The sequence below is a fragment of the Streptomyces sp. NPDC006296 genome, assembly GCF_040613235.1.
Lineage (GTDB): Bacteria > Actinomycetota > Actinomycetes > Streptomycetales > Streptomycetaceae > Streptomyces.
In genome coordinates, this window is sequence record NZ_JBEXRT010000004.1 from 1 (window position 1) to 18,249 (window position 18,249).

Genomic DNA, 18,249 nt, shown 5'->3' on the forward strand with positions numbered 1-18,249 from the left:
CGTCGTCGCCATGTCCAGACCGTGCGTGATCCCGTCACGCTCGATGTAGTCGATCAACGCACGTTTCAGCACCGGGTTGTTGTGCCCGTAGTTCAGCGAACCGGCACCGGCGAAGAAGTCCAGGTACTCGTGTCCGTCCTCGTCCGTGAGGCGGGCACCCCGCGCACGGTCGAAGACCGTCGGCCAGCCGCGGCAGTAGCTGCGCACTTCCGACTCAAGACTCTCGAAGACACTCAGGGCGGACGGGGTGTTCGTCGTCATGACACGCTCCTCGTGCGGCGGGCCTCCGGGGACCGGAGCTCGGCCGACGGTGCGGCCGGCCGGGCCAGCGGCCCGATCCGGTACAGGTGTTCGGACTCGTGTGCGTCCGGGAAGAGCTCTGCGGGGAACAGCGGCTCACGCTCCACCGATGCCGCGTTCCGCGCGGCGAAGGAGAGGAACAGCCGGTGCGACGCGTCGTTGCCGGCGCTGATCGTCGTCTCCAGTCGCCGGAGCGCACCGCGCGCGCCCAGCCGGGCGGTGAGGTGGTCCAGCATGGCCCCGGCCAGCCCGCGACCCCGCCGGCGCCCGTCCACGGCGATCTGCCAGATGACGAGGGTGCCGGGGCGGTCGGGACGGAGGTAGCCCGTCGCGAAGCCGACGACGCCGTCTCCGCCGTCGCGGGCGACCACGGAGGTCGCCGCGAAGTCGCGGCACCACAGCAGATAGCTGTAGGAGGAATTCACGTCGAGCACACGGGAGTCGCGCGCGATGCGCCAGACCGAGGCCCCGTCCTCGATCGTGGGCTCCGTCATCCGCTCCATCGGTCCGCACCTCCGTCTCACCGCCGCACCCAGGACGCACGGTCCCGCGAACGGCATGTGAAGCTCTTCGGGTCGCCCACGCATTCAGCACGTCGTGAACCGATCGGAATGACGCGCCTGACGCTTCGGAATGCGGGGCGAAAAGATGGTGACCGTCCGGTCGGCGCCCTCGCCTCCGGACATCGGGGAACTGCCCCGATTCATGCTAGACGAGCGGCTCTTCCCCGGCCACAGGAGAACTGCACCACGCATACCGGCCGTCGGCGCGAGGGGGCCGCATTTCTCGCGCCACGCAGGTGGACCGACCACCCAAGGCCCGACGCCTTTCGCCCTCCGTGACCGGTACGACCGGGACCGCCCGCCGGTCGTGGCGACCGGAACTCCCACCGGGAGCGGTAACCATCTCCGCGGGTGACCGACTCCGGTCGGGTGATTTCGGCAAAGAATTGAAACACCGAATTCCTGCCCCCTTTCACCCGATGGCCACATACGGCTTGCGACAGTCCGGCAGGCACCCAGGGCCATACGCTCTCGGGAAGTGACGTGACGTCGAGGAATGCGAGGGCGCGACCGGTAGTGAACGGTTGCGGCGGCGATGTCGCGCCCGCCGGCCCGGCGCAGCGGGCCGGCGGCACGGTGGCACAGGGTGGCCATGGGGCGAGGTGCTGTGCCGCTGCGGATCCGGGAGGCGTCCTCGTCGTGGGTGAGGTCTCGCACAGCTCCATGAGAGCCGTGGGACAGCCCCGCGGGGACGGGCGCCGCACCGGAAGGGCGAGGGAGGTCAGCTCTGCGCGGTGGGCCGGACGACGATGTCGTTCACGTCGACCGCGTCAGGCTGTTCGATCGCGAAAGCGATGGCCCGGGCGATCGCGTCGGGCGGGATCGCGATGTCGTCCCGCATCTTCGTGATCTCTGCTCTGACCTGGCTGTTGGTCGATGCCTCGGCGAAGTCGGTCGCGATCGCACCGGGTGAGACGGTGGTCACCCGCAGGGACCCGCCGGCTTCCTGGCGCAGTCCTTCGCAGATGGCCCGGACCGCGACCTTGGTACCGGCATAGACGGCCATGGTCGGCACGATGCGAAGCGCGGCCGTGGAAGCGACGGTGACGAAGTGGCCGGTTCCCTGCGCCCGGAAGACCGGCAGCGCGGCGCCGATCCCGTGCAGCACGCCCTTCACGTTGACGTCGACCATGTGGTCCCACTCCTCGACGCGCAGATCATCGAGAGGCGAGATGGTGCCGACTCCTGCATTGCTGACGAGTACGTCGAGTCGGCCGAAGCAGTCACCGGCCGTCGCGACCAGTGCCCGAAGGTCGTCCCGCCGGGTCACGTCGGTGCGGATCTGTACGGCTGTGCCGCCCGCCTCCTCGATACGGGTCACCAACTCCGCCAGGCGGTCGGACCGGCGTGCGCCGAGGACGAGCCGTGCGCCGCGTTCGGCGAGCAGCAGCGCGGTCGCCTCGCCGATGCCACTGCCGGCTCCCGTGATCGCCACCACTTTGCCATCGATTCCGGACATGCGTAGCCCTCTCCCTCTTCGGCTCCGGGCCCGGAGCGCCGAGCGGCAGCGGGCCCTGGAGGAGCGAAGGGGGAAACCGTTGCGCACGTGACGACCGGAGCCGGTGAGACCGTGTGAGGCCGCCGGCAGTGCCGCGGCCCGTGCTCGCACACCAGTCTTCGTCGGTCTTAGCCTGGTATCCAGAGCGTGTTTGTCCTGGAACCGGAGGTACCACCCGTCATGCCCACGCAGTCGGACCGACGCCGTCAGCTGAGTGCGTTCCTGCGCAGCCGGAGAGAGCGCCTGACCCCGGACGACGTGGGCCTGCCGCGCACCGGCCGCCGCCGGACTCCGGGACTCCGCCGAGAGGAACTGGCGCTCCTGGCCGGGATCAGCGCCACCTGGTACACGTACCTGGAGCAGGGGCGGGACATCGGGGTCTCCGAGCAGGTGCTCAACGCCCTCGCCGCGGCACTGCGACTGGACCGGCACGAGCGCCGTCATCTTCTCCAGCTCGCGGGTCACGCGCCTGCGGCCGAGGCCGGCGAAGACGAGCCGCTGACGGCCGGGGCGGGGGCCGTTCCCCTGTTGCTCCAGCCGAACCCGGCGTACATCATCGGCGGCACCTACGACGTCCTCAGTCACAACCAGGCAGCCGAAGAGTTGTTCCCGAGGCTCGTCACCGAGGCGGGCCGGCCCGCCAACTTCGTCCGCTGGGTGTTTCTCGAACCGGTGGCCCGGGACGTTCTGGTCGACTGGGAACCCGAAGCACGCGGCCTGCTCGGCCGGCTTCGGACGCTGGCGGCACGCCATCCCGACGACCCGCGGTACACCCGGCTGATCGAGGACCTGCACGAGGACAGCCCGGAGATGCGGGACTGGTGGCCGCAGTACGAGGTGCAGGCCCGGCACAGCGGTCGCAAACGGCTACGCCATCCGCGACGGGGAACGACCGATTACACGTACACCGCTTTCCACCTGGCCGAACAGCCGGAGCAGACACTGGTCGTGTATGTCGACAGCAGCGAACTCCCCGACGAGGGCGTGGCGGTGACCGGCGCGTGAGAGTGGGGGCCGGCGGCGGTGCCGGCGCTCACGGCACGGCGACGGAGGGCCGGCGGGCGCGCGTACCGGGCAACTGCTGACACAGGGACCGTCTCCACGCGGGGGCACGTGGGCCCCAGCCGCTCATCCATGCCGAGCTGCAGCCGGTCACCGCTCCGCCGGCTCCGGGCGATCCGAGCGTGCCGCAGTATCGCGACCGCCCGACGTCTCCCCTCGTGCCCTGTCCCGAATCCGCCGTCGTGCGGGCGACCGGTCCTCGCCCGTCCGGGGGAAGAGGCCGGCCGGCGGTCGCCGCCGGGGCCCGGCCGGCTCGCCCCGCCCTTGGTACCGGCGGCTTCCGGAGCTCCGCGACGCGACCCGTCGCCCGCAGGTGTCGCGCACCCGGAGCCGCAGCCTCGGGTCATACGACCGCCGGTCACGGCTTGATCTGTTCGGCGCCCGGACAAACATCGCGCGGACACGATCATCGTATCGAGTTAACGTCGGCGGCTTCCCTTGGTCCGGTGGGCGGAGCGGCGATTAGTGTTCCCCTCGATCTGGACGGATTCCCGTCCGCTTACCACTTTTCCCTCCTTCTGCCCGATGGCGTCCTCATACGGGCGCCACCGACCTGACCAAGGAGAGCCTGTCGATGACTGTCGACTCGAACCCGGACGTACGACTGGAGCTGCCGCGGCAGTCCAGCCTGGGCACCGCTGCCGCCCGCAACCTCGCCCACACGGCCAAGTCCGCCCCGCAGATGCAGGAGATCTCCTCCCGCTGGCTGCTGAAGATGCTCCCCTGGGTGGAGACCAAGGGCGGGGCCTACCGGGTGAACCGTCGTCTGAGCTACACCGTCGGCGACGGCACCGTGGAGTTCGTCCAGGACGGTGCCGATGTCCGTGTGATCCCGCGTGAGCTGGGTGAACTGGCCCTGCTGCGGGGCTTCGACGACCTGGAGGTCCTGACCGCCGTCGCCGACCGGTGCGTGCAACGCGACTTCCGCGCCGGCGAGACGCTGGTCGAGCGCGGGGCACCCGCGGACAAGCTCCATCTGATCGCCCACGGCCGTGTCGGCCAGACCTCCGTCGGTGGCTACGGCGACGAAGTCGTCCTGGACGTACTGGCCGACGGGGACCGGTTCGGGGAGCACGCGCTCCTCGACGAGGACGCCCGCTGGGAGACGACCGCCACCGCCGAGACGCCGGGCACCCTGCTCACCCTGTCGCGGGCGGACTTCGCCGCCGTGGCGTCCACGGCGGCTGGCCTGCGCGCCCACCTCGACGCGTTCTCCTCGCTCTCCCAGCGGCGGCAGAACCACCGCGGTGAGGCGGAGATCGCCATGTCCGCCGGCCACGTCGGTGAGCAGGAGCTGCCCGGCGCGTTCGTCGACTACGAGCTGAAGCCGCGGGAGTACGAACTCTCGGTCGCCCAGACCATTCTGCGGATCCACACCCGGGTCGCGGACCTCTACAACGGGCCGATGAACCAGACCGAGGAGCAGCTCAGGCTCACCATCGAGGCGCTGCGTGAGCGCCAGGAGCACGAGCTGATCAACAACCGGGAGTTCGGCCTGCTCCACAACGCCGACTTCAAGCAGCGGATCCAGACCCACTCCGGTCCGCCGACGCCGGACGACATGGACGAGCTGCTGTGCCGGCGCCGCGGTACCAAGTTCTTCCTGGCGCACCCCCGGACGATCGCGGCGATCGGCCGCGAGTTCAACGCGCGCGGCATCTATCCGGACCACGCCGACCTCGGCGGTCAGCAGGTCCCGGCCTGGCGCGGGGTCCCGATCCTTCCCTGCAACAAGATCCCGGTCACCAAGGAGAAGACCAGCTCCATCCTCGCCATGCGTACCGGCGAGGAGAACCAGGGTGTCATCGGCCTGCACCAGACGGGGCTGCCCGACGAGTACGAACCGGGCCTGTCGGTCCGCTTCATGGGCCTCGACGAGAAGGCCATCACCTCCTACCTCGTCACCACCTACTACTCGGCCGCGATCCTCGTGCCGGACGCGGTCGGTGTGATGGAGAACGTGCAGATCGCCCGCTGGCCCAGGTGACGGGTCCCCTCCCCGGAAGGTCCGGTCGCGGCCCCGAGCCCCGGCGCGTCCCCTCCCGCCCGGAGGGGTCCGGGACACCGCTCACCCTCACCAAGGAGCCTTGGATGTCCGTACCTGAGCTGCCGTTGCCCCGGTCGGGCCTGCCGGAGGCCGCGTCCCGCCTCGGGGCGCACCTGCTCGCCTCCGCCGCGGCGCACGCGTCCACCGCCGGGGCCGGGAGCGTCGCCGCGCCGGTCCCGGCCGCCCCGCCGGTGCCCTCCGTGTCCGGACCGGCCCGCCCCGCCTCCCCGCAGGCCGAGACGCAGGCCCGGAGCGCCGGGCTGGAGCGGATCCTGCGCGGTCCGAGCGGCCTGGGGACGACGGGCCTGCGCCTGTCGCCGCGCTCCGAGCCGGAGCCGCCGTCGCCCCCTCCGGCCGCGGTGGCGGAGGGCACGCCGGTGCCGGGCCTCTACCACCATCCGGTGCCCGAGCCCGACCCGGTGCGGGTCGAGGAGGTCAGCCGGAGGATCAAGGCCTGGGCCCTGGACGAGGTCTCGCTGTATCCCGACGACTGGGAGGAGGAGTTCGACGGCTTCTCGGTGGGCCGCTACATGGTCGGCTGCCATCCGGACGCGCCGACCGTCGACCACCTCATGCTCGCCACCCGCCTGATGGTGGCCGAGAACGCGGTGGACGACTGCTACTGCGAGGACCACGGCGGCTCGCCCGTCGGCCTGGGCGAAAGGCTTCTGCTGGCGCACACGGCCCTCGACCCGCTGTACACGACCGAGGAGTACGCCCCGGGGTGGGCGAAGTCCCTCCACGCGGACGCGCCCCGGCGGGCCTACCGCTCCGCCATGGAGTACTTCGTCCGAGCCGCCGGCGACTCCCAGGCGGACCGGCTGCGGCACGACATGGCCCGGCTGCACATGGGGTACCTCGCCGAGGCGGCCTGGGCCCAGCTGGACCGGGTACCGGAGGTGTGGGAGTACCTGGCGATGCGCCAGTTCAACAACTTCCGCCCCTGCCCGACCATCACCGACACCGTCGGCGGGTACGAACTGCCCGCGGACCTGCACGCCCGGCCGGCCATGCAGAAGGTCATCGCACTCGCGGGGAACGCGACGACCATCGTCAACGACCTGTACTCCTACACCAAGGAGCTCGACGCTCCCGGCCACCACCTGAACCTGCCCGTGGTGATCGCCAAACGTGAGGGCCTCTCCGACCGGGACGCCTATCTGAAGTCGGTCGAGGTCCACAACGACCTCATGCACGCCTTCGAGCGCGAGGCCGCGGCCCTGGCCGAGGCCTGCCCGGCACCCGTGGTGCACCGCTTCCTGCGCGGCGTCGCCGCATGGGTCGACGGCAACCACCACTGGCACCAGTCCAACACCTACCGCTACAGCCTGCCCGATTTCTGGTAAAGAACGGATTCATCTGTGACCAACACCGAGCTCGCCCCCACCGCCGCCACCGTGCGGATCCCCCGCCCGGCGACCCCCTACCAGGGGGACATCGCCCGCTACTGGGACGGTGAGGCCAGGCCCGTGAACCTGCGTCTCGGCGATGTCGACGGCCTCTACCACCACCACTACGGCATCGGTGAGGTCGACCACGCCGCTCTGGGCGGTCCCGAGGACGGCACGGCCGAGAAGAAGCTGATCTCCGAGCTGCACCGGCTGGAGTCGGCGCAGGCCGACTACCTCCTGAGCCACCTCGGCGACATCAAGGGCGACGACACCCTGGTCGACGCCGGCTGCGGGCGCGGCGGTTCGATGGTGATGGCCCACCAGCGTTTCGGCTGCACGGTCGAGGGGGTCACGCTGTCGGCCAAGCAGGCCGACTTCGCCAACGGACGCGCCCGTGAGCTGGGCTTCCAGGACCATGTCCGCGCCCGTGTCTGCAACATGCTCTCGACGCCCTTCGAGACGGGCTCGGCCGCGGCCTCGTGGAACAACGAGTCGAGCATGTACGTCGACCTGGACGACCTCTTCGCCGAGCACTCCCGGGTCCTGGAGGTCGGTGGCCGCTACGTGACCATCACCGGCTGCTGGAACCCGCGTTACGGCCAGCCCTCGAAGTGGGTGTCGCAGATCAACGCCCACTTCGAGTGCAACATCCACTCGCGCCGGGAGTACCTGCGCGCCATGGCCGACAACCGTCTCGTGCCGCAGGCGGTCGTCGACCTGACTCCCGACACGCTCCCCTACTGGGAGCTGCGGGCCACGTCCTCGCTGGTGACGGGGATCGAGGAGGCGTTCATCAACTCGTACAAGGACGGGTCCTTCCAGTACCTCCTGATCGCGGCGGACCGCGTCTGACCCACCACGGACGGGGAGGGCCCGCCTGGCGGGGGCCCTCCCCGCCGGCCGGGCTCCGGGGTGCGGGCACCGCCCCTCGCGGGGGTGCCCGCGCCCGGAGGTCAGCCGACCAGGTCGGGTGCGCGCAGCATCTCGGGCGGGACGCCCCAGGCGTCGACGAGGTCGACGGCCAGCGGGCGGACCTTGCGGCAGAGGTCGTTCACCTCACGGCTGATCGCCTTGGAGCGCTGGACGGTCAGCCGGCCGTGTTCCATGAACCAGGCCCGGTCCGCCTCGATCGTCGACAGCGCGAACAGGTCGCACAGCAGGCCCAGTGCGACACGGTTGCCACCCTCGGGCAGTGCGCGCACCCGGTCGACGAACGCCTCCAGCACCAGTCGTTCGACATGCGCGTGGGCCACCGCGATGACGTGGTCCTGCACCTGGGAGAAGACGGCCCCCGGATCGCGCTTCTGGTCGATCCCGCGCTTGAGCCGCCGGGCGACCCCGGCGAGCATGTGCTCCTCGCGGTGGCGGAGCATGGCGAGCTGGTAGGCGGAGTCGAGCAGGCCGGCCTCCTGGTCCCACGCGTCGTCACCGGGCAGCAGGTCGCGTACCCGTTCGAGGAGTTTGTGCGCCGAGGTCTTCTCGATGACCGTCTCCACGGCGAGGCCGGTGACGTGGCGGACCATGCCGAGCTGGTCCAGGTCCTCGAACTCGCTCGCGTAGTGGGTGAGCAGCCCCTTGGCGACGAGCTGCAGCAGGACGTGGTTGTCCCCCTCGAAGGTGGTGAAGATGTCGCTGTCGCTCTTGAGGGCGGCGAACCGGTTGACGGCGAGGTAGCCGGCACCGCCGCACGCCTCGCGGCACTCCTGGACGACGCGGGTGGCGTGCCAGGTGGCGAGCGCCTTGGTCCCGGCGGCCCGTGACTCCAGCCGGCGCCGCGCGTACGGGTCGTCCTCGATGCCGGAGAAGACCTCGTGCAGGTGGGTGCGCACCACGTCCTGGGCGAAGTGCAGGGCGTACGTCCGCGCGAGGAGCGGCAGCAGGCGGCGCTGGTGCAGGCCGTAGTCGAGGAGCAGCTGTTCCGGCGCTTCCGGGGACGCCTCGAACTGCCGTCGCCGTGCGGCGTACTTCACGGCGATCGCCAGGGCGACCTTGGCCGCGTTGACCCCGGCTCCGCCGACGCTGACCCGGCCCTGGACCAGGGTGCCCAGCATGGTGAAGAAGCGCCGGTCGGGGTTCTCGATCGGGCTCTCGTAGACGCCTTCGGGGGTGACGTCGGCGAACCGGTTGAGCAGGGCCTCGCGCGGCACCCGGACCCCGTCGAACCGGATCCGGCCGTTGTCGACGCCGTTGAGGCCCATCTTGCGGCCGTCGTCCTCGATATGGACGGAGGGGGCGACCGCGCCGCCGGTCCGGATCGGCACGACGAACGCGTGCACGCCCTCGGACCGGCCGGCCACCTCCAGCTGGGCGAAGACGACCGCCAAATCGCCGTGGCGGGCCGCGTTGCCGATGTAGTCCTTGCGCGCCTGGTCGCCGTCGGTGGTGATGACGAACTCCCGGGCGTCGGCGTCGTACGTCGCGCGGGTGCCGAGCGCCTGGACGTTCGAGCCGTGCCCGGTCTCGGTCATCGCGAAGCAGCCCATCAGCTTCCCGGTGACGAGGTCGGGCAGATAGGCGTCGTGGTGGCGTGCGGTTCCCAGATGCAGGATCGCACCGCCGAAGAGCCCGAACTGCACGCCGACCTTCACCAGGACGGACAGGTCGCCGAAGGCCAGGGTCTCGAACGCGGCGATCGAGGCTCCGATGTCGCCGCCACCGCCGTACTCGACCGGGAAGCCCATGCCGGTCTGCCCGGTCGCGGCCATCTCGACCACGAGTTCCCGGACCCGCTCGCGGAACGCGTCGACGCCGAGTTCGTCCGCCTCCTCCAGCACAGAGGCGTGCGTCACCAGGTTGGTCCGGACGAGGTCGCGGATCGCGGCGTGGTCGCCGTCGAGCACCTCGGTCAGCGCCGGGACGTCGACCTCGGGCTGTACGTACCCGCTCACGGCTGCGGGTGTCTTGTCAGTGGCCATACGACTTCGCTACCCCGCCCGGGGGCGGTCAAGCGGTCGGCCCGGACTGCCGGGACCGTGCGGGCGCGCGCGGCACGGCCCGCCGGGACGGGGGCAGGGCCGGGGAGGGACAGGGGCCGGGGAGGGTCAGGGGGACGGGGCCGGACGATCGGACGCCCTCACGCTTGACATGACCATTGCCGAGGCCGACCCACGTCGCTATGTTAATCACGAATCACATGACTCAGCAGGGCGCGACGCAGGACGAGAGAACAGTCAGCAGACAGGTGAAGGCGCATGACGCCGTCAGGTCGAGCAGGGAAGCAGGTAAGTTAATGCACAATCTCGACAGGCGAACATTCGACCGGGAACCGGCCGGCCGCCTGAGCCACCGGCCCGGTCCCGCGCAGGAGCCGCCCCCGGGCCCGGTACCGCCGTCCGCCCGGCCGGCGGGCGGCCGGGGGCGGAGCCGTTCAGAGGCCCAGGGCCCCCAGGACCAGCGCGGTCACGGCGTCGCGCCGGCCGGGCCCGTCCCGCCAGCGCAGCCGGCGGCCGGCCTCGACCGCCACCCCGAATCCCGCGTGCACGAGCACCCGGGCCTGACGGGGGTCCAGCTCCGGACGGGCCAGCCGCACCTGCTGTTCCCACACGGCGATGTGCTCGCGCTGGGCGAGGACCAGGGGCCGCCGCAGGTCGGCCGGCAGTCCGAGGAGCTCGGCCTCGGCGACGCTGTTCAGGGCGGTGTACTCGAAGCAGTACGCCACGTGGGCCGCCGCCAGGGCGGCGACGGCGTCGTGCGGGCCGGAGACCTCGTGGAGGCTCCGGTCGACCTCCCGGGCCAGCAGCTCCGCCGCGTGGAGGCATGCCGCCGCCAGGATGTCGACCTTGCCGGCGTAGTGGCGGTAGAGCGCCGAAGGGGTGAGTCCCACCGCCTCCGCGATCTGACCGTTCGTGACGCTGGCGAAGCCGTCCCGGGCGAAGAGCGGGACGGCCGCCGCGAGGATCTCAGCGCGCCGTGTGCGCGGTACCGGCCGGGTGGCGGCCTCGACGGCGCGGGCCCCGCCCCGGCCCGCGGCGGGGTCCGTCCCGGCCACCCGCAGCGCGGAGGCCAGCAGCAGTTCCTCGGCCCGGCGCTGGGCGATCGAGGTGTGGTGCATGGTGATCGAGCCGACGGCCCCGAGGGCCGCCACGGCCCGCAGGCGCCCGTCGGACAGCGGGTGCGCGTGCTGCACCGCCTCGTCCACCCGCCGGACGACGTGTCCGAACTTGGCCTTCAGCTGCCGGCGGTCGTCGTGGTGGAGGTACCGGGCCTCCCAGCGGTACACGCCGCCCGACGCGCGGTGCGCGACGGTGACCCGGGTGACGGCGGTGAGCAGCTGTGCGGGCCCCGCCCCGGCCGGGACCTCGTCGACCGCGGCGACGAGCCGGTCCGCCATGAGGTCCGCGCACGCGGCGAACAGGGCGTACTTGTTGGGGAAGTGCCGGTAGAGGGCCGCCGCGGTGATCCCCACGGCGGCGGCGATCCTCTCCATGGAGGCCTGGTGGTAGCCGCGCTCGCTGAAGACCCGACCGGCCGCCTCGACGATGAGCTGCTTGCGGTTGCGGGGCCGGGTGGCCGCGGTCGGATCGGCGGTCACAGCCGAACGGGCGGGTGCGGGGACGGGGCCATGCGGATCAGTCAACCACACGCGGACCGGGGGCTCCTGGCCCCGTGGACCCCTCGGCGGGGCCCCGGCTCCCCCCTGCCGGGGGCCGTGTCACCGGTGCCCGTGACCGCCCGGATCAGTCCGGCTCCGGCGGTTCGCGGACGTCGAAGGTGAAGACGGTGTTGTCCGCGGCGGTGACGACCACCACCCGCCCGGCGAGGGTCACGCGCGGGCTCGCGCCGTTCTCCCCCGTCAGGCCCTCGGCCCGCGGGTCCGTCGTCCACAGACGCGTGCCGTCGCGCGGCGACAGCGCCACGACCCGGCCGGTGGCGGAGCTGAAGTACAGCGCGCCGGCTCCCGTCGCGGGGCCGGAGGCACCCTCCACCCCGGTCTGCCGGCTCCACTTCTCGCGGCCGGTCGCGGGGTCGAGCGCCGCGACGCGACCGGTCTGCCCGCTCAGGTAGACGGTGCCGTCCGCCATGCCGGGCGTCCCCGCGTACGTTCTGGCCAGCCGGGAGTACGTGACCTCGCGCGCGGCGGTGTCGACCCGGGCGATCCCGTCGTAGCCGGTCAGCGCCGCCCCCTCCCAGTGCTCCTGGAGGAGGACGGGCCCGGCGTCGTCGGCGCCCACCACCACGGCGGGGCCCTCGACCGTGAAGGGCCTGCCCAGGGCTCCCGTGGCCCGGTCGACCGTGCGCAGGGTGGGGCGGCCCGCCTTCAGGGAGTCCACCTCGACGTTTGTCGCGCACATCGCCAGGAGGTCCCGGCCGGCCGGGACCGGGGCGCACTGTGTCCCCGCGGGGAACGGCCTCCGCCAGGAGACCTCACCGCTGTGCGCGTCCCGGGCCTCGAAGCGGGAGTTGGACGCGTCGACGGTGACGACGGCGGAGCCGGCCACGAGGGCGTCCTGGCTGCGGCCGGTGACGGCCGTCGACTGGGCACCGGACGGCACGGACCACAGCTCCTCGCCGCTCTTCGCGTCGAGGGCCACCACCTCCCGGGACGGATCCTGCGGGGCGTCCTCGGCGGCGAAGCGGTAGCCGATCACCGTGTCCTCGGTGACGCCCACCAGGTGCATGCCCTGGACGGGGACGCCCGGGCTCTTCGCCGTCCACACCCGCGAGCCGTCCCGGGCGTCGATGCGGGCCGCGACGACGCTGCCGCCCCCGCAGAACAGGGCGTCACCACGGGCGGCGCAGCGCAGCTCGTCGGGGATGTCCGGACGGCCGCCCGGGACGGTCTTCAGCCACGGCGCGAAGCCGGCCGGCAGCGCGGCACCCGGCGCCACGACGGCGCCGCCCCGGTCGGCCGCGTCGTCGCCGCTCCCGGAGTCGCCCGCCCGGAGCACCGCGGCTCCCCCGCCGATCACCGCGACGGTGACCGCGGCGGCCAGCACGGGCCGCCACCGGCCGCGCAGCCGACGGCCGACGGAGGTGCCGGTGCTCCCGATGCTCCCGGTGCTCCCCGTCGCGGGACCGTCCTCGGGGACGGGCGGGGCCGCCGGCGGCGGGGTGTCCAGGTGGTGCTGGGTGAGCATGTCGCGGGTGCGGCCGGTGCCGGTGCGGTGCGGTTCGGCACCGCCGAGGTCCTCCGGCAGGTCCCGCAGCACCACGAGGAGCTCGTCCGCCGAGGGCCGGCCCTCGGGCTCCTTCTCCAGGCAGGGCTCGACGACCGCGCGGAGCGCCGCCGGCACGACACCGAGCGACGGCTCCTCGTGGACCACCTGGTAGGCGGTCAGGTAGGGGCTGTCCGCGTCGAACGGCCCGTGACCCGTCGCCGCGTAGACCAGCAGCGTCCCCAGCGAGAACACGTCGGACCGCGGCCCCACGCCGCGCGGCGCCTGCAGCTGCTCGGGGGACATGAAGGGCGGTGTGCCGATGACCCGGCCGGTCATCGTCAGCGTCTGCTGGTCCGCGGCGCGGGAGATGCCGAAGTCGATGACGCGGGGGCCCTCGGGCGAGAGCACGACGTTCGAGGGCTTCAGGTCACGGTGGACGACGCCCACCCGGTGGATGTCGCGCAGTGCCTCCGCCAGGCCGATGGCGAGCCTTCTCAGCTCCGCCCCGTCCAGCGGGCCCTGTTCGGCGATGCGCTGGGCGAGCGTCCGCCCCTCGATGTAGGTCGTCGCCATCCACGGCTGCTCGGCCTCCGGCGCGGCGTCGACCACGGCGGCGGTGAACGCGCCGCTCACCCGTCTCGCCGCCGCGACCTCCTGCCGGAAGCGGATGCGGAACTCCTCGTCCGCCGCGAACTGCTGGTGGATGAGCTTGATCGCGACGGGCCGCCCCGAACTCGTGCGGGCCAGGAAGACCGTGCCCATGCCACCCGAGCCGAGCCGGGCCTCGAGCGGATAACCGCCGATCTCGGCTGGATCGCTCCCGCGCAGCGACACGCGTCCCGCCCTCCCGTCCCCCGTGCGCCCTGCCGGCACGGGCCTGCGTACCTGTCCTGCACACAAACTAACCGCAGCACGGTGCGCCGGAGTAAAGCGGGGGACGAAAACCTCCGGTTCCGGGGACCCCGCCGCAGGGGGTGCCGCCGGGGGGGGAACGGGCTCCGGCGGGCCGGGCGGGGTGGCGGGACGCGTCCGGCGAGGGGCTGCGGCCCGCCTCCGGTTCACATCGGGATGCGCTGCGCCCGTGCGTACTCGTGGATCAGTTCGCCCGCGATCTCGGCGGCGAGCGCGGCGGTGATCCCGGACCGGTCCTGGGGCGGCGACACCCCCGTCACCTCGAACCCGACCGGGCACAGGTCACCGACGCAGCGCAGCACGCCGAGGATCTCGCGCGAGGTGAGCCCGCCGGGCACCCGGGTGCCGGTGCCGGGGGCGAAGGCCGGGTCGGCGACGTCGACGGCCACCGACACGTAGACGGGGCGACGGCCTATACGGTGCCGGACGACCCCGGCGGCGCCCCGGACGCCGAGCCGGCCGAACCGTCCGACGTCCAGCGTCGCCGCTCCCCCGGCGCGGTCCGGGGCACCCCCGCCGCGCAGTCCGATCCGGACCACCGCGGACGGGTCGACCAGGTGCTCCTGGACCGCACGGCAGCGGACCTCGTCCTCGGGGTGGTCCTCCGCCGGGTCGGCGGCCAGGTGGAGGAGGGCGACCGGTCCGTGCCGCTCGGCCACCGCGCGCAGCGCGGCCACGGTCAGCGATCTGCCACCGCCGAGCAGCAGCACGGTGGCGTTGCCGGTGAGCAGGTGGGACAGGCGTCTGTACAGCGTCTCGGGTACGCCGCCGGGGCCGCGGCCCGTGTCCGTGTCCGGGTCCGGGGGCGTCAGGTCGACGTCGCCGCCGTCCACGCAGTCCACGAGGTCGAAGGTGCCCGGGCCGCGGTCGGCTCCGGGGACGTGCGCGAGGGCGGACACGGAGCGTACGGCGTCCGGTCCGAGGCGGGTGCCCGGACATCGGCCCGACTCGTCGTACGGCACGCCGAGGACCACGAGGTCGCGGGCCGTCGGGTCCCGGTCGAGCGGCAGTCGCATGAAGGTGGGGGGCCGGGCGCGGGAACGCACGGGCGAGGCGATGCGCTCCACGGTCGGAAGGTCCCTCCAGGGATCGGTGAACGGGGGCGGGGCCGCTGCGGACGGCCGACCTCCGGTCACTGTGCCCGGCCCGTCTCTCCCCGCTCTCTCCCTCCCACGGGCCGGTGCCGGCACCGGCCGCAGGTCATACGGGTGGGACCGGCCCGCGCCCTCCCCGGGAGCGCGCCCGTCCGCCCCGGCGACACGCACGCCGGTGCCGTCCGGGGACCGGTCCACCCGGTAGCGGAAGGTAGTGTTCCGGCTACTCCTGGTGGCCGACGGTGTGGGGACGACGATGACGGAGAGGCGTACCGCTCTCGGGGACGCGTGGACGGCGCCGGGCACCGTCACCGGGGCGGGTCCGACCGCGCACCCGCCCGCCGGCCTCCGGCGGGGCCCGTTCTCCGTCGGCGTCCGGCTGCGCTGGCTGGGCGTCAGCGGGTGGGAGATCGTCATCGGGCAGGGGGACGGCAGGCGCAGCATCCTGTTCGACCCGTATCTGAGCCGGATGCCCTTCACGAACGCGCAAGGTGTCGCGGAGCACGGCGTTCCGTTCCGTCCGGACCGCGCCGCGGTCGAGGAGATCGCGGCGCGGCACCTCACCGGCGCCCCCGAGCTGGTCCTGGTGAGCCACGGCCACTTCGACCACATGGCGGACGTCCCGCAGCTCCTGGCGCGGCCGGCCTGGCGGGGGTCGCGCATCCGGGTGCTGTGCGACGTGACGGTGTCCAGCCTGCTGGCGGCCATGGGCACGCCGCCGTGGCGGCTCGCGGACACCGTCCCGGTCGCGGGCGGGGACAAGCTCGGCTTCGACGGGTACACGGTCGAGGTCTTCCGCAGCCTGCACAGCCGGCGCCCCGACTACGGCTACTTCGCCCCCGGTCATCGGCCGGTCCCGCCGCCCCGGCCCTCGGTGCTGGGCGACTTCGTCGAGGGGACCACGCTCGCCTATCTGGTGTCCGTCGACGGCGGGCCGTCGGTCCTGCTCATGGGGGCGTCCGACGTCGCCGAGCGGGAGATCGCCGGGATCCGGCCGGACGTGGCGGCGGTGCCGATGACCACGACGGCCGCGGTGCACCGCTACCCGGAGCGGCTGCTCGCGGCCGCCGGGCACCCGCCGCTGCTGATCCCCTGTCACCACGACGACATGGTCACGCCGCTGACGGGTCCGCCGGGCCCCCTGGCGGACGCCGTCTCCACGGCTCCGGTGCGCGAGCTGGCGGCGGCCGCTCCCGGCTCACGTGTCCTGGCCCCGCGTCATCTGGAGAGCGTGGACCTGAACGCCGCCCTCAGCTGAGGGGGCCGCCGTCCGCCGGGGAGCCGTACAGGTCCAGGTAGGAGGGGAAGAGTCCGCCGGGGGTGTCGGTGGTCCGGGCGGCCAGCGCCGCGTGCACCACGGCCCGGGAGAGCACGTCGGCTCCGGCCGCGAGGATCTCGTTGACCGCGGCCACCTCGGTGTGGGCACGCCAGCCGGTGCGGTCCTCGGCCTCGGCCTCGCCCTCGCCGGCGCCGGTCAGGGGCAGCCGGCCGGTCGACAGCGCGAAGACGGTGTCGCCGTCGGTCAGCAGGTGGACCGGGCGGATCGCGCGGGCCAGGCCGTCGTGCCCGGTGCCCGCCAGTTTCTGTGCCTGCGCGCGGGTGAGGGCGGCGTCCGTCGCCACCACGGCCAGGGTGGTGTTCAGCTGCCGCACCTCGTCGGTCTGCCGCCGCCTGCTCTCCTCGCGTGCGGCGGCCAGCCGTTCCTGTGCCCGCGCGTGCAGCGCCGCATCCGGCAGCGGGTGGCGCAGCCCGTGGGCCCTGAACTCGTCGCCCACGCCCGTCCAGGCGCCGTACAGCGCACCGGTGGACGGGTCCAGGAGCGAGCCGGAGGCGTTGACCGCGACCAGGGCCGCGACGGTAGCGCCGGACGGCAGGACGATGCTCGCCGTGCCGACGCCGCCCTTCATGCCACCGGCCACCGCGCCGGTGCCGGCCCCCGCGATGCCCTGTCGGACCGGTCCGCCCTCCTCCGCGGCGGCGGCCGCCTCCAGGGCCTCCCGGCCGAGCTCCGCCCCCGGCCTGGCCGTCCAGAGACCGCCCCGTCCCAGGTCGAACAGTGCGGCGGCGGGGACGACCGGCACCACCTGGGCGGGGCCGGCTCCCACCCGGAAGCCCCGGCCGCGCTCCTCCAGCCAGGCCGCCGCTCCGGACGCGGCGTCGAGGCCGAAGGCGCTGCCGCCGGTCAGCACCACCGCGTCGATGCGCGCCACCAGGTTGCGCGGATCCAGGGCGTCGGTCTCCCGGGTCCCCGGACCGCCGCCGCGGACGTCGACCGCCGCGGCCATCCCTCCGTCCGGGGCGAGGACCGCGGTGACCCCGGTCAGCCAGCCGTCACCGGTGCGCGCGGCGTGCCCGACCCGGAGTCCGGGCACGTCCGTCAGCGCGTTCCGCGGTCCGGTGCGCGGTGCCGGTCCGGATGTCCGCGTCCCACTCATCCCAAGCTCCCCGCTCTCGCCTCCACCGGCGGTGCCGCATCGCGCCGCCGTCCTGCCCCATGATCCCCCGGGTTCGCCGTGCCCGGGCGCGTTCTGTCACGGAATCTCTCCGTCCGGGCCGGTTGTTGCCTAGGCTCGATGTCCGTGGCTGACGACAGGACGGACCGACCGGGCACCGGTGTGCCGCCCTGGCTGACCGGTGCGGGGGCGGGCCGGACCCTCCCGCCGGAACTGGCGCGGTACGCGGGTCCGGCACCCGCCGGGGCCCGGGTCTCCGCCGTGCTGGTGCTCCTGGGGACCGGGGACCGGGGCACGGACCTGCTCCTGCTGCGGCGTTCGGGGGGCCTGCGGGACCACCCGGACCAGGTGTGCTTCCCCGGCGGGTCCGCCGTGCCCGGTGACGGCGGACCCGAGCGCACCGCGCTGCGGGAGACCTGCGAGGAGTCCGGGCTGGACCCGTCGGGTGTCCGCATCATGGGTGCGCTGGCCCCGCTGTACCTCGCCAGCAGCGGTTTCTCGGTCGTCCCGGTGCTCGGCTGGTGGGGGGCGGGCAGCCGGATCGCCGGGGACGGCGACGAGATCGTGTCCGTGCACCGGGTGCCCCTGGCGGAGCTCGCCGCTCCCGGGGCGCGGCTGTTCGTCCGGCTGCCCGACGGGCATCTGAGCCCCGGGTTCCTGGCCGGGGACCTGTTCGTCTGGGGGTTCACCGGCTCCCTCACCGCCTGGCTGCTGCGGCTCGGCGGCCGGGAACGGCCCTGGGACACCGGCCGGATCGAGGACCTGGCCGACGCCCGGCGCCGCTACGGAGGGGGCCGACCCCGCTGAACCGCGGGGGCCGCGGCCTGCGCG

Annotated in this window: 14 protein-coding genes; 6 read left to right on the plus strand and 8 right to left on the minus strand. The window is 73.4% G+C overall.

Annotated features, from left to right (window positions below):
• The 3 genes from ABZ172_RS03750 to ABZ172_RS03760 all read right to left on the minus strand — a co-directional run.
• The coding region (locus ABZ172_RS03750; RefSeq protein ID WP_356879837.1) for an aminotransferase class III-fold pyridoxal phosphate-dependent enzyme at positions 1-261 on the minus strand (261 nt) is incomplete at its 3' end.
• Complete coding sequence (gene ectA / locus ABZ172_RS03755) at positions 258-803, minus strand: diaminobutyrate acetyltransferase (protein ID WP_356879839.1); 546 nt, start codon at positions 801-803, stop codon at positions 258-260. The genes ABZ172_RS03750 and ectA, both read right to left, overlap by 4 nt.
• A gap of 781 nt (positions 804-1,584) precedes the next feature.
• Positions 1,585-2,322, minus strand: coding sequence for an SDR family oxidoreductase (locus tag ABZ172_RS03760; protein ID WP_356879841.1), 738 nt, complete (start codon positions 2,320-2,322; stop codon positions 1,585-1,587).
• A gap of 219 nt (positions 2,323-2,541) precedes the next feature.
• Here ABZ172_RS03760 and ABZ172_RS03765 point away from each other — a divergent pair, with 219 nt between their 5' ends.
• The 4 genes from ABZ172_RS03765 (at position 2,542) to ABZ172_RS03780 (ending at position 7,713) form a co-directional block, all read left to right on the plus strand.
• Positions 2,542-3,366: a helix-turn-helix transcriptional regulator gene (locus ABZ172_RS03765; protein WP_356879843.1), complete on the plus strand. Its 825-nt coding sequence runs from the start codon at positions 2,542-2,544 to the stop codon at positions 3,364-3,366.
• A gap of 631 nt (positions 3,367-3,997) precedes the next feature.
• Positions 3,998-5,410 carry a family 2B encapsulin nanocompartment shell protein gene (locus ABZ172_RS03770; protein WP_356879845.1) on the plus strand — a complete coding sequence of 471 codons (1,413 nt, stop codon included), beginning with the start codon at positions 3,998-4,000 and terminating at the stop codon, positions 5,408-5,410.
• Between the two features lie 104 nt (positions 5,411-5,514).
• Complete coding sequence (locus ABZ172_RS03775; RefSeq protein WP_356879847.1) at positions 5,515-6,816, plus strand: family 2 encapsulin nanocompartment cargo protein terpene cyclase; 1,302 nt, start codon at positions 5,515-5,517, stop codon at positions 6,814-6,816.
• A 15-nt stretch (positions 6,817-6,831) separates the two neighbouring features.
• Positions 6,832-7,713, plus strand: coding sequence for a geranyl diphosphate 2-C-methyltransferase (locus tag ABZ172_RS03780; protein ID WP_356879849.1), 882 nt, complete (start codon positions 6,832-6,834; stop codon positions 7,711-7,713).
• 101 nt (positions 7,714-7,814) lie between these two features.
• Here ABZ172_RS03780 and ABZ172_RS03785 read toward each other — a convergent pair whose 3' ends face one another.
• The 4 genes from ABZ172_RS03785 to ABZ172_RS03800 form a co-directional block, all read right to left on the minus strand.
• Positions 7,815-9,776 (minus strand): acyl-CoA dehydrogenase family protein, encoded by a 1,962-nt coding sequence (locus ABZ172_RS03785; RefSeq protein ID WP_356879851.1) that lies wholly within the window; start codon positions 9,774-9,776, stop codon positions 7,815-7,817.
• A gap of 452 nt (positions 9,777-10,228) precedes the next feature.
• The gene (locus ABZ172_RS03790; protein ID WP_356879853.1) at positions 10,229-11,392 is read right to left on the minus strand and encodes a TetR/AcrR family transcriptional regulator; all 1,164 of its coding nucleotides are present in this window, start codon (positions 11,390-11,392) and stop codon (positions 10,229-10,231) included.
• A gap of 145 nt (positions 11,393-11,537) precedes the next feature.
• Positions 11,538-13,793: a serine/threonine-protein kinase gene (locus ABZ172_RS03795; RefSeq protein ID WP_356879855.1), complete on the minus strand. Its 2,256-nt coding sequence runs from the start codon at positions 13,791-13,793 to the stop codon at positions 11,538-11,540.
• A 224-nt stretch (positions 13,794-14,017) separates the two neighbouring features.
• Entirely contained in the window at positions 14,018-14,938 is a 921-nt protein-coding gene (locus tag ABZ172_RS03800; RefSeq protein WP_356879857.1) for an arginase family protein, read from the minus strand.
• A 283-nt stretch (positions 14,939-15,221) separates the two neighbouring features.
• On the opposite strand from ABZ172_RS03800, the gene ABZ172_RS03805 reads away from it, so the two are divergent.
• Positions 15,222-16,223 carry an MBL fold metallo-hydrolase gene (locus tag ABZ172_RS03805; RefSeq protein ID WP_356879859.1) on the plus strand — a complete coding sequence of 334 codons (1,002 nt, stop codon included), beginning with the start codon at positions 15,222-15,224 and terminating at the stop codon, positions 16,221-16,223.
• Here the strand turns inward: ABZ172_RS03805 and ABZ172_RS03810 are convergent.
• Complete coding sequence (locus ABZ172_RS03810; protein WP_356879861.1) at positions 16,216-17,400, minus strand: P1 family peptidase; 1,185 nt, start codon at positions 17,398-17,400, stop codon at positions 16,216-16,218. The genes ABZ172_RS03805 and ABZ172_RS03810 overlap by 8 nt on opposite strands.
• A 144-nt stretch (positions 17,401-17,544) precedes the next feature.
• Between ABZ172_RS03810 and ABZ172_RS03815 the strand changes: the two genes are divergently transcribed.
• Complete coding sequence (locus tag ABZ172_RS03815) at positions 17,545-18,225, plus strand: CoA pyrophosphatase (RefSeq protein WP_356879863.1); 681 nt, start codon at positions 17,545-17,547, stop codon at positions 18,223-18,225.
• The last annotated feature ends 24 nt before the right edge of the window (positions 18,226-18,249 follow it).

Bases quoted from the DNA above. Each gene is read 5' to 3' on its own strand.
- ectA (WP_356879839.1), bottom strand. From the start codon at position 803: ATGGAGCGGATGACGGAGCCCACGATCGAGGACGGGGCCTCGGTCTGG.
- ABZ172_RS03785 (WP_356879851.1), bottom strand. From the start codon at position 9,776: ATGGCCACTGACAAGACACCCGCAGCCGTGAGCGGGTACGTACAGCCC.
- ABZ172_RS03765 (WP_356879843.1), top strand. From the start codon at position 2,542: ATGCCCACGCAGTCGGACCGACGCCGTCAGCTGAGTGCGTTCCTGCGC.
- ABZ172_RS03810 (WP_356879861.1), bottom strand. From the start codon at position 17,400: ATGAGTGGGACGCGGACATCCGGACCGGCACCGCGCACCGGACCGCGG.
- ABZ172_RS03775 (WP_356879847.1), top strand. From the start codon at position 5,515: ATGTCCGTACCTGAGCTGCCGTTGCCCCGGTCGGGCCTGCCGGAGGCC.
- ABZ172_RS03770 (WP_356879845.1), top strand. From the start codon at position 3,998: ATGACTGTCGACTCGAACCCGGACGTACGACTGGAGCTGCCGCGGCAG.
- ABZ172_RS03805 (WP_356879859.1), top strand. From the start codon at position 15,222: ATGACGGAGAGGCGTACCGCTCTCGGGGACGCGTGGACGGCGCCGGGC.
- ABZ172_RS03760 (WP_356879841.1), bottom strand. From the start codon at position 2,322: ATGTCCGGAATCGATGGCAAAGTGGTGGCGATCACGGGAGCCGGCAGT.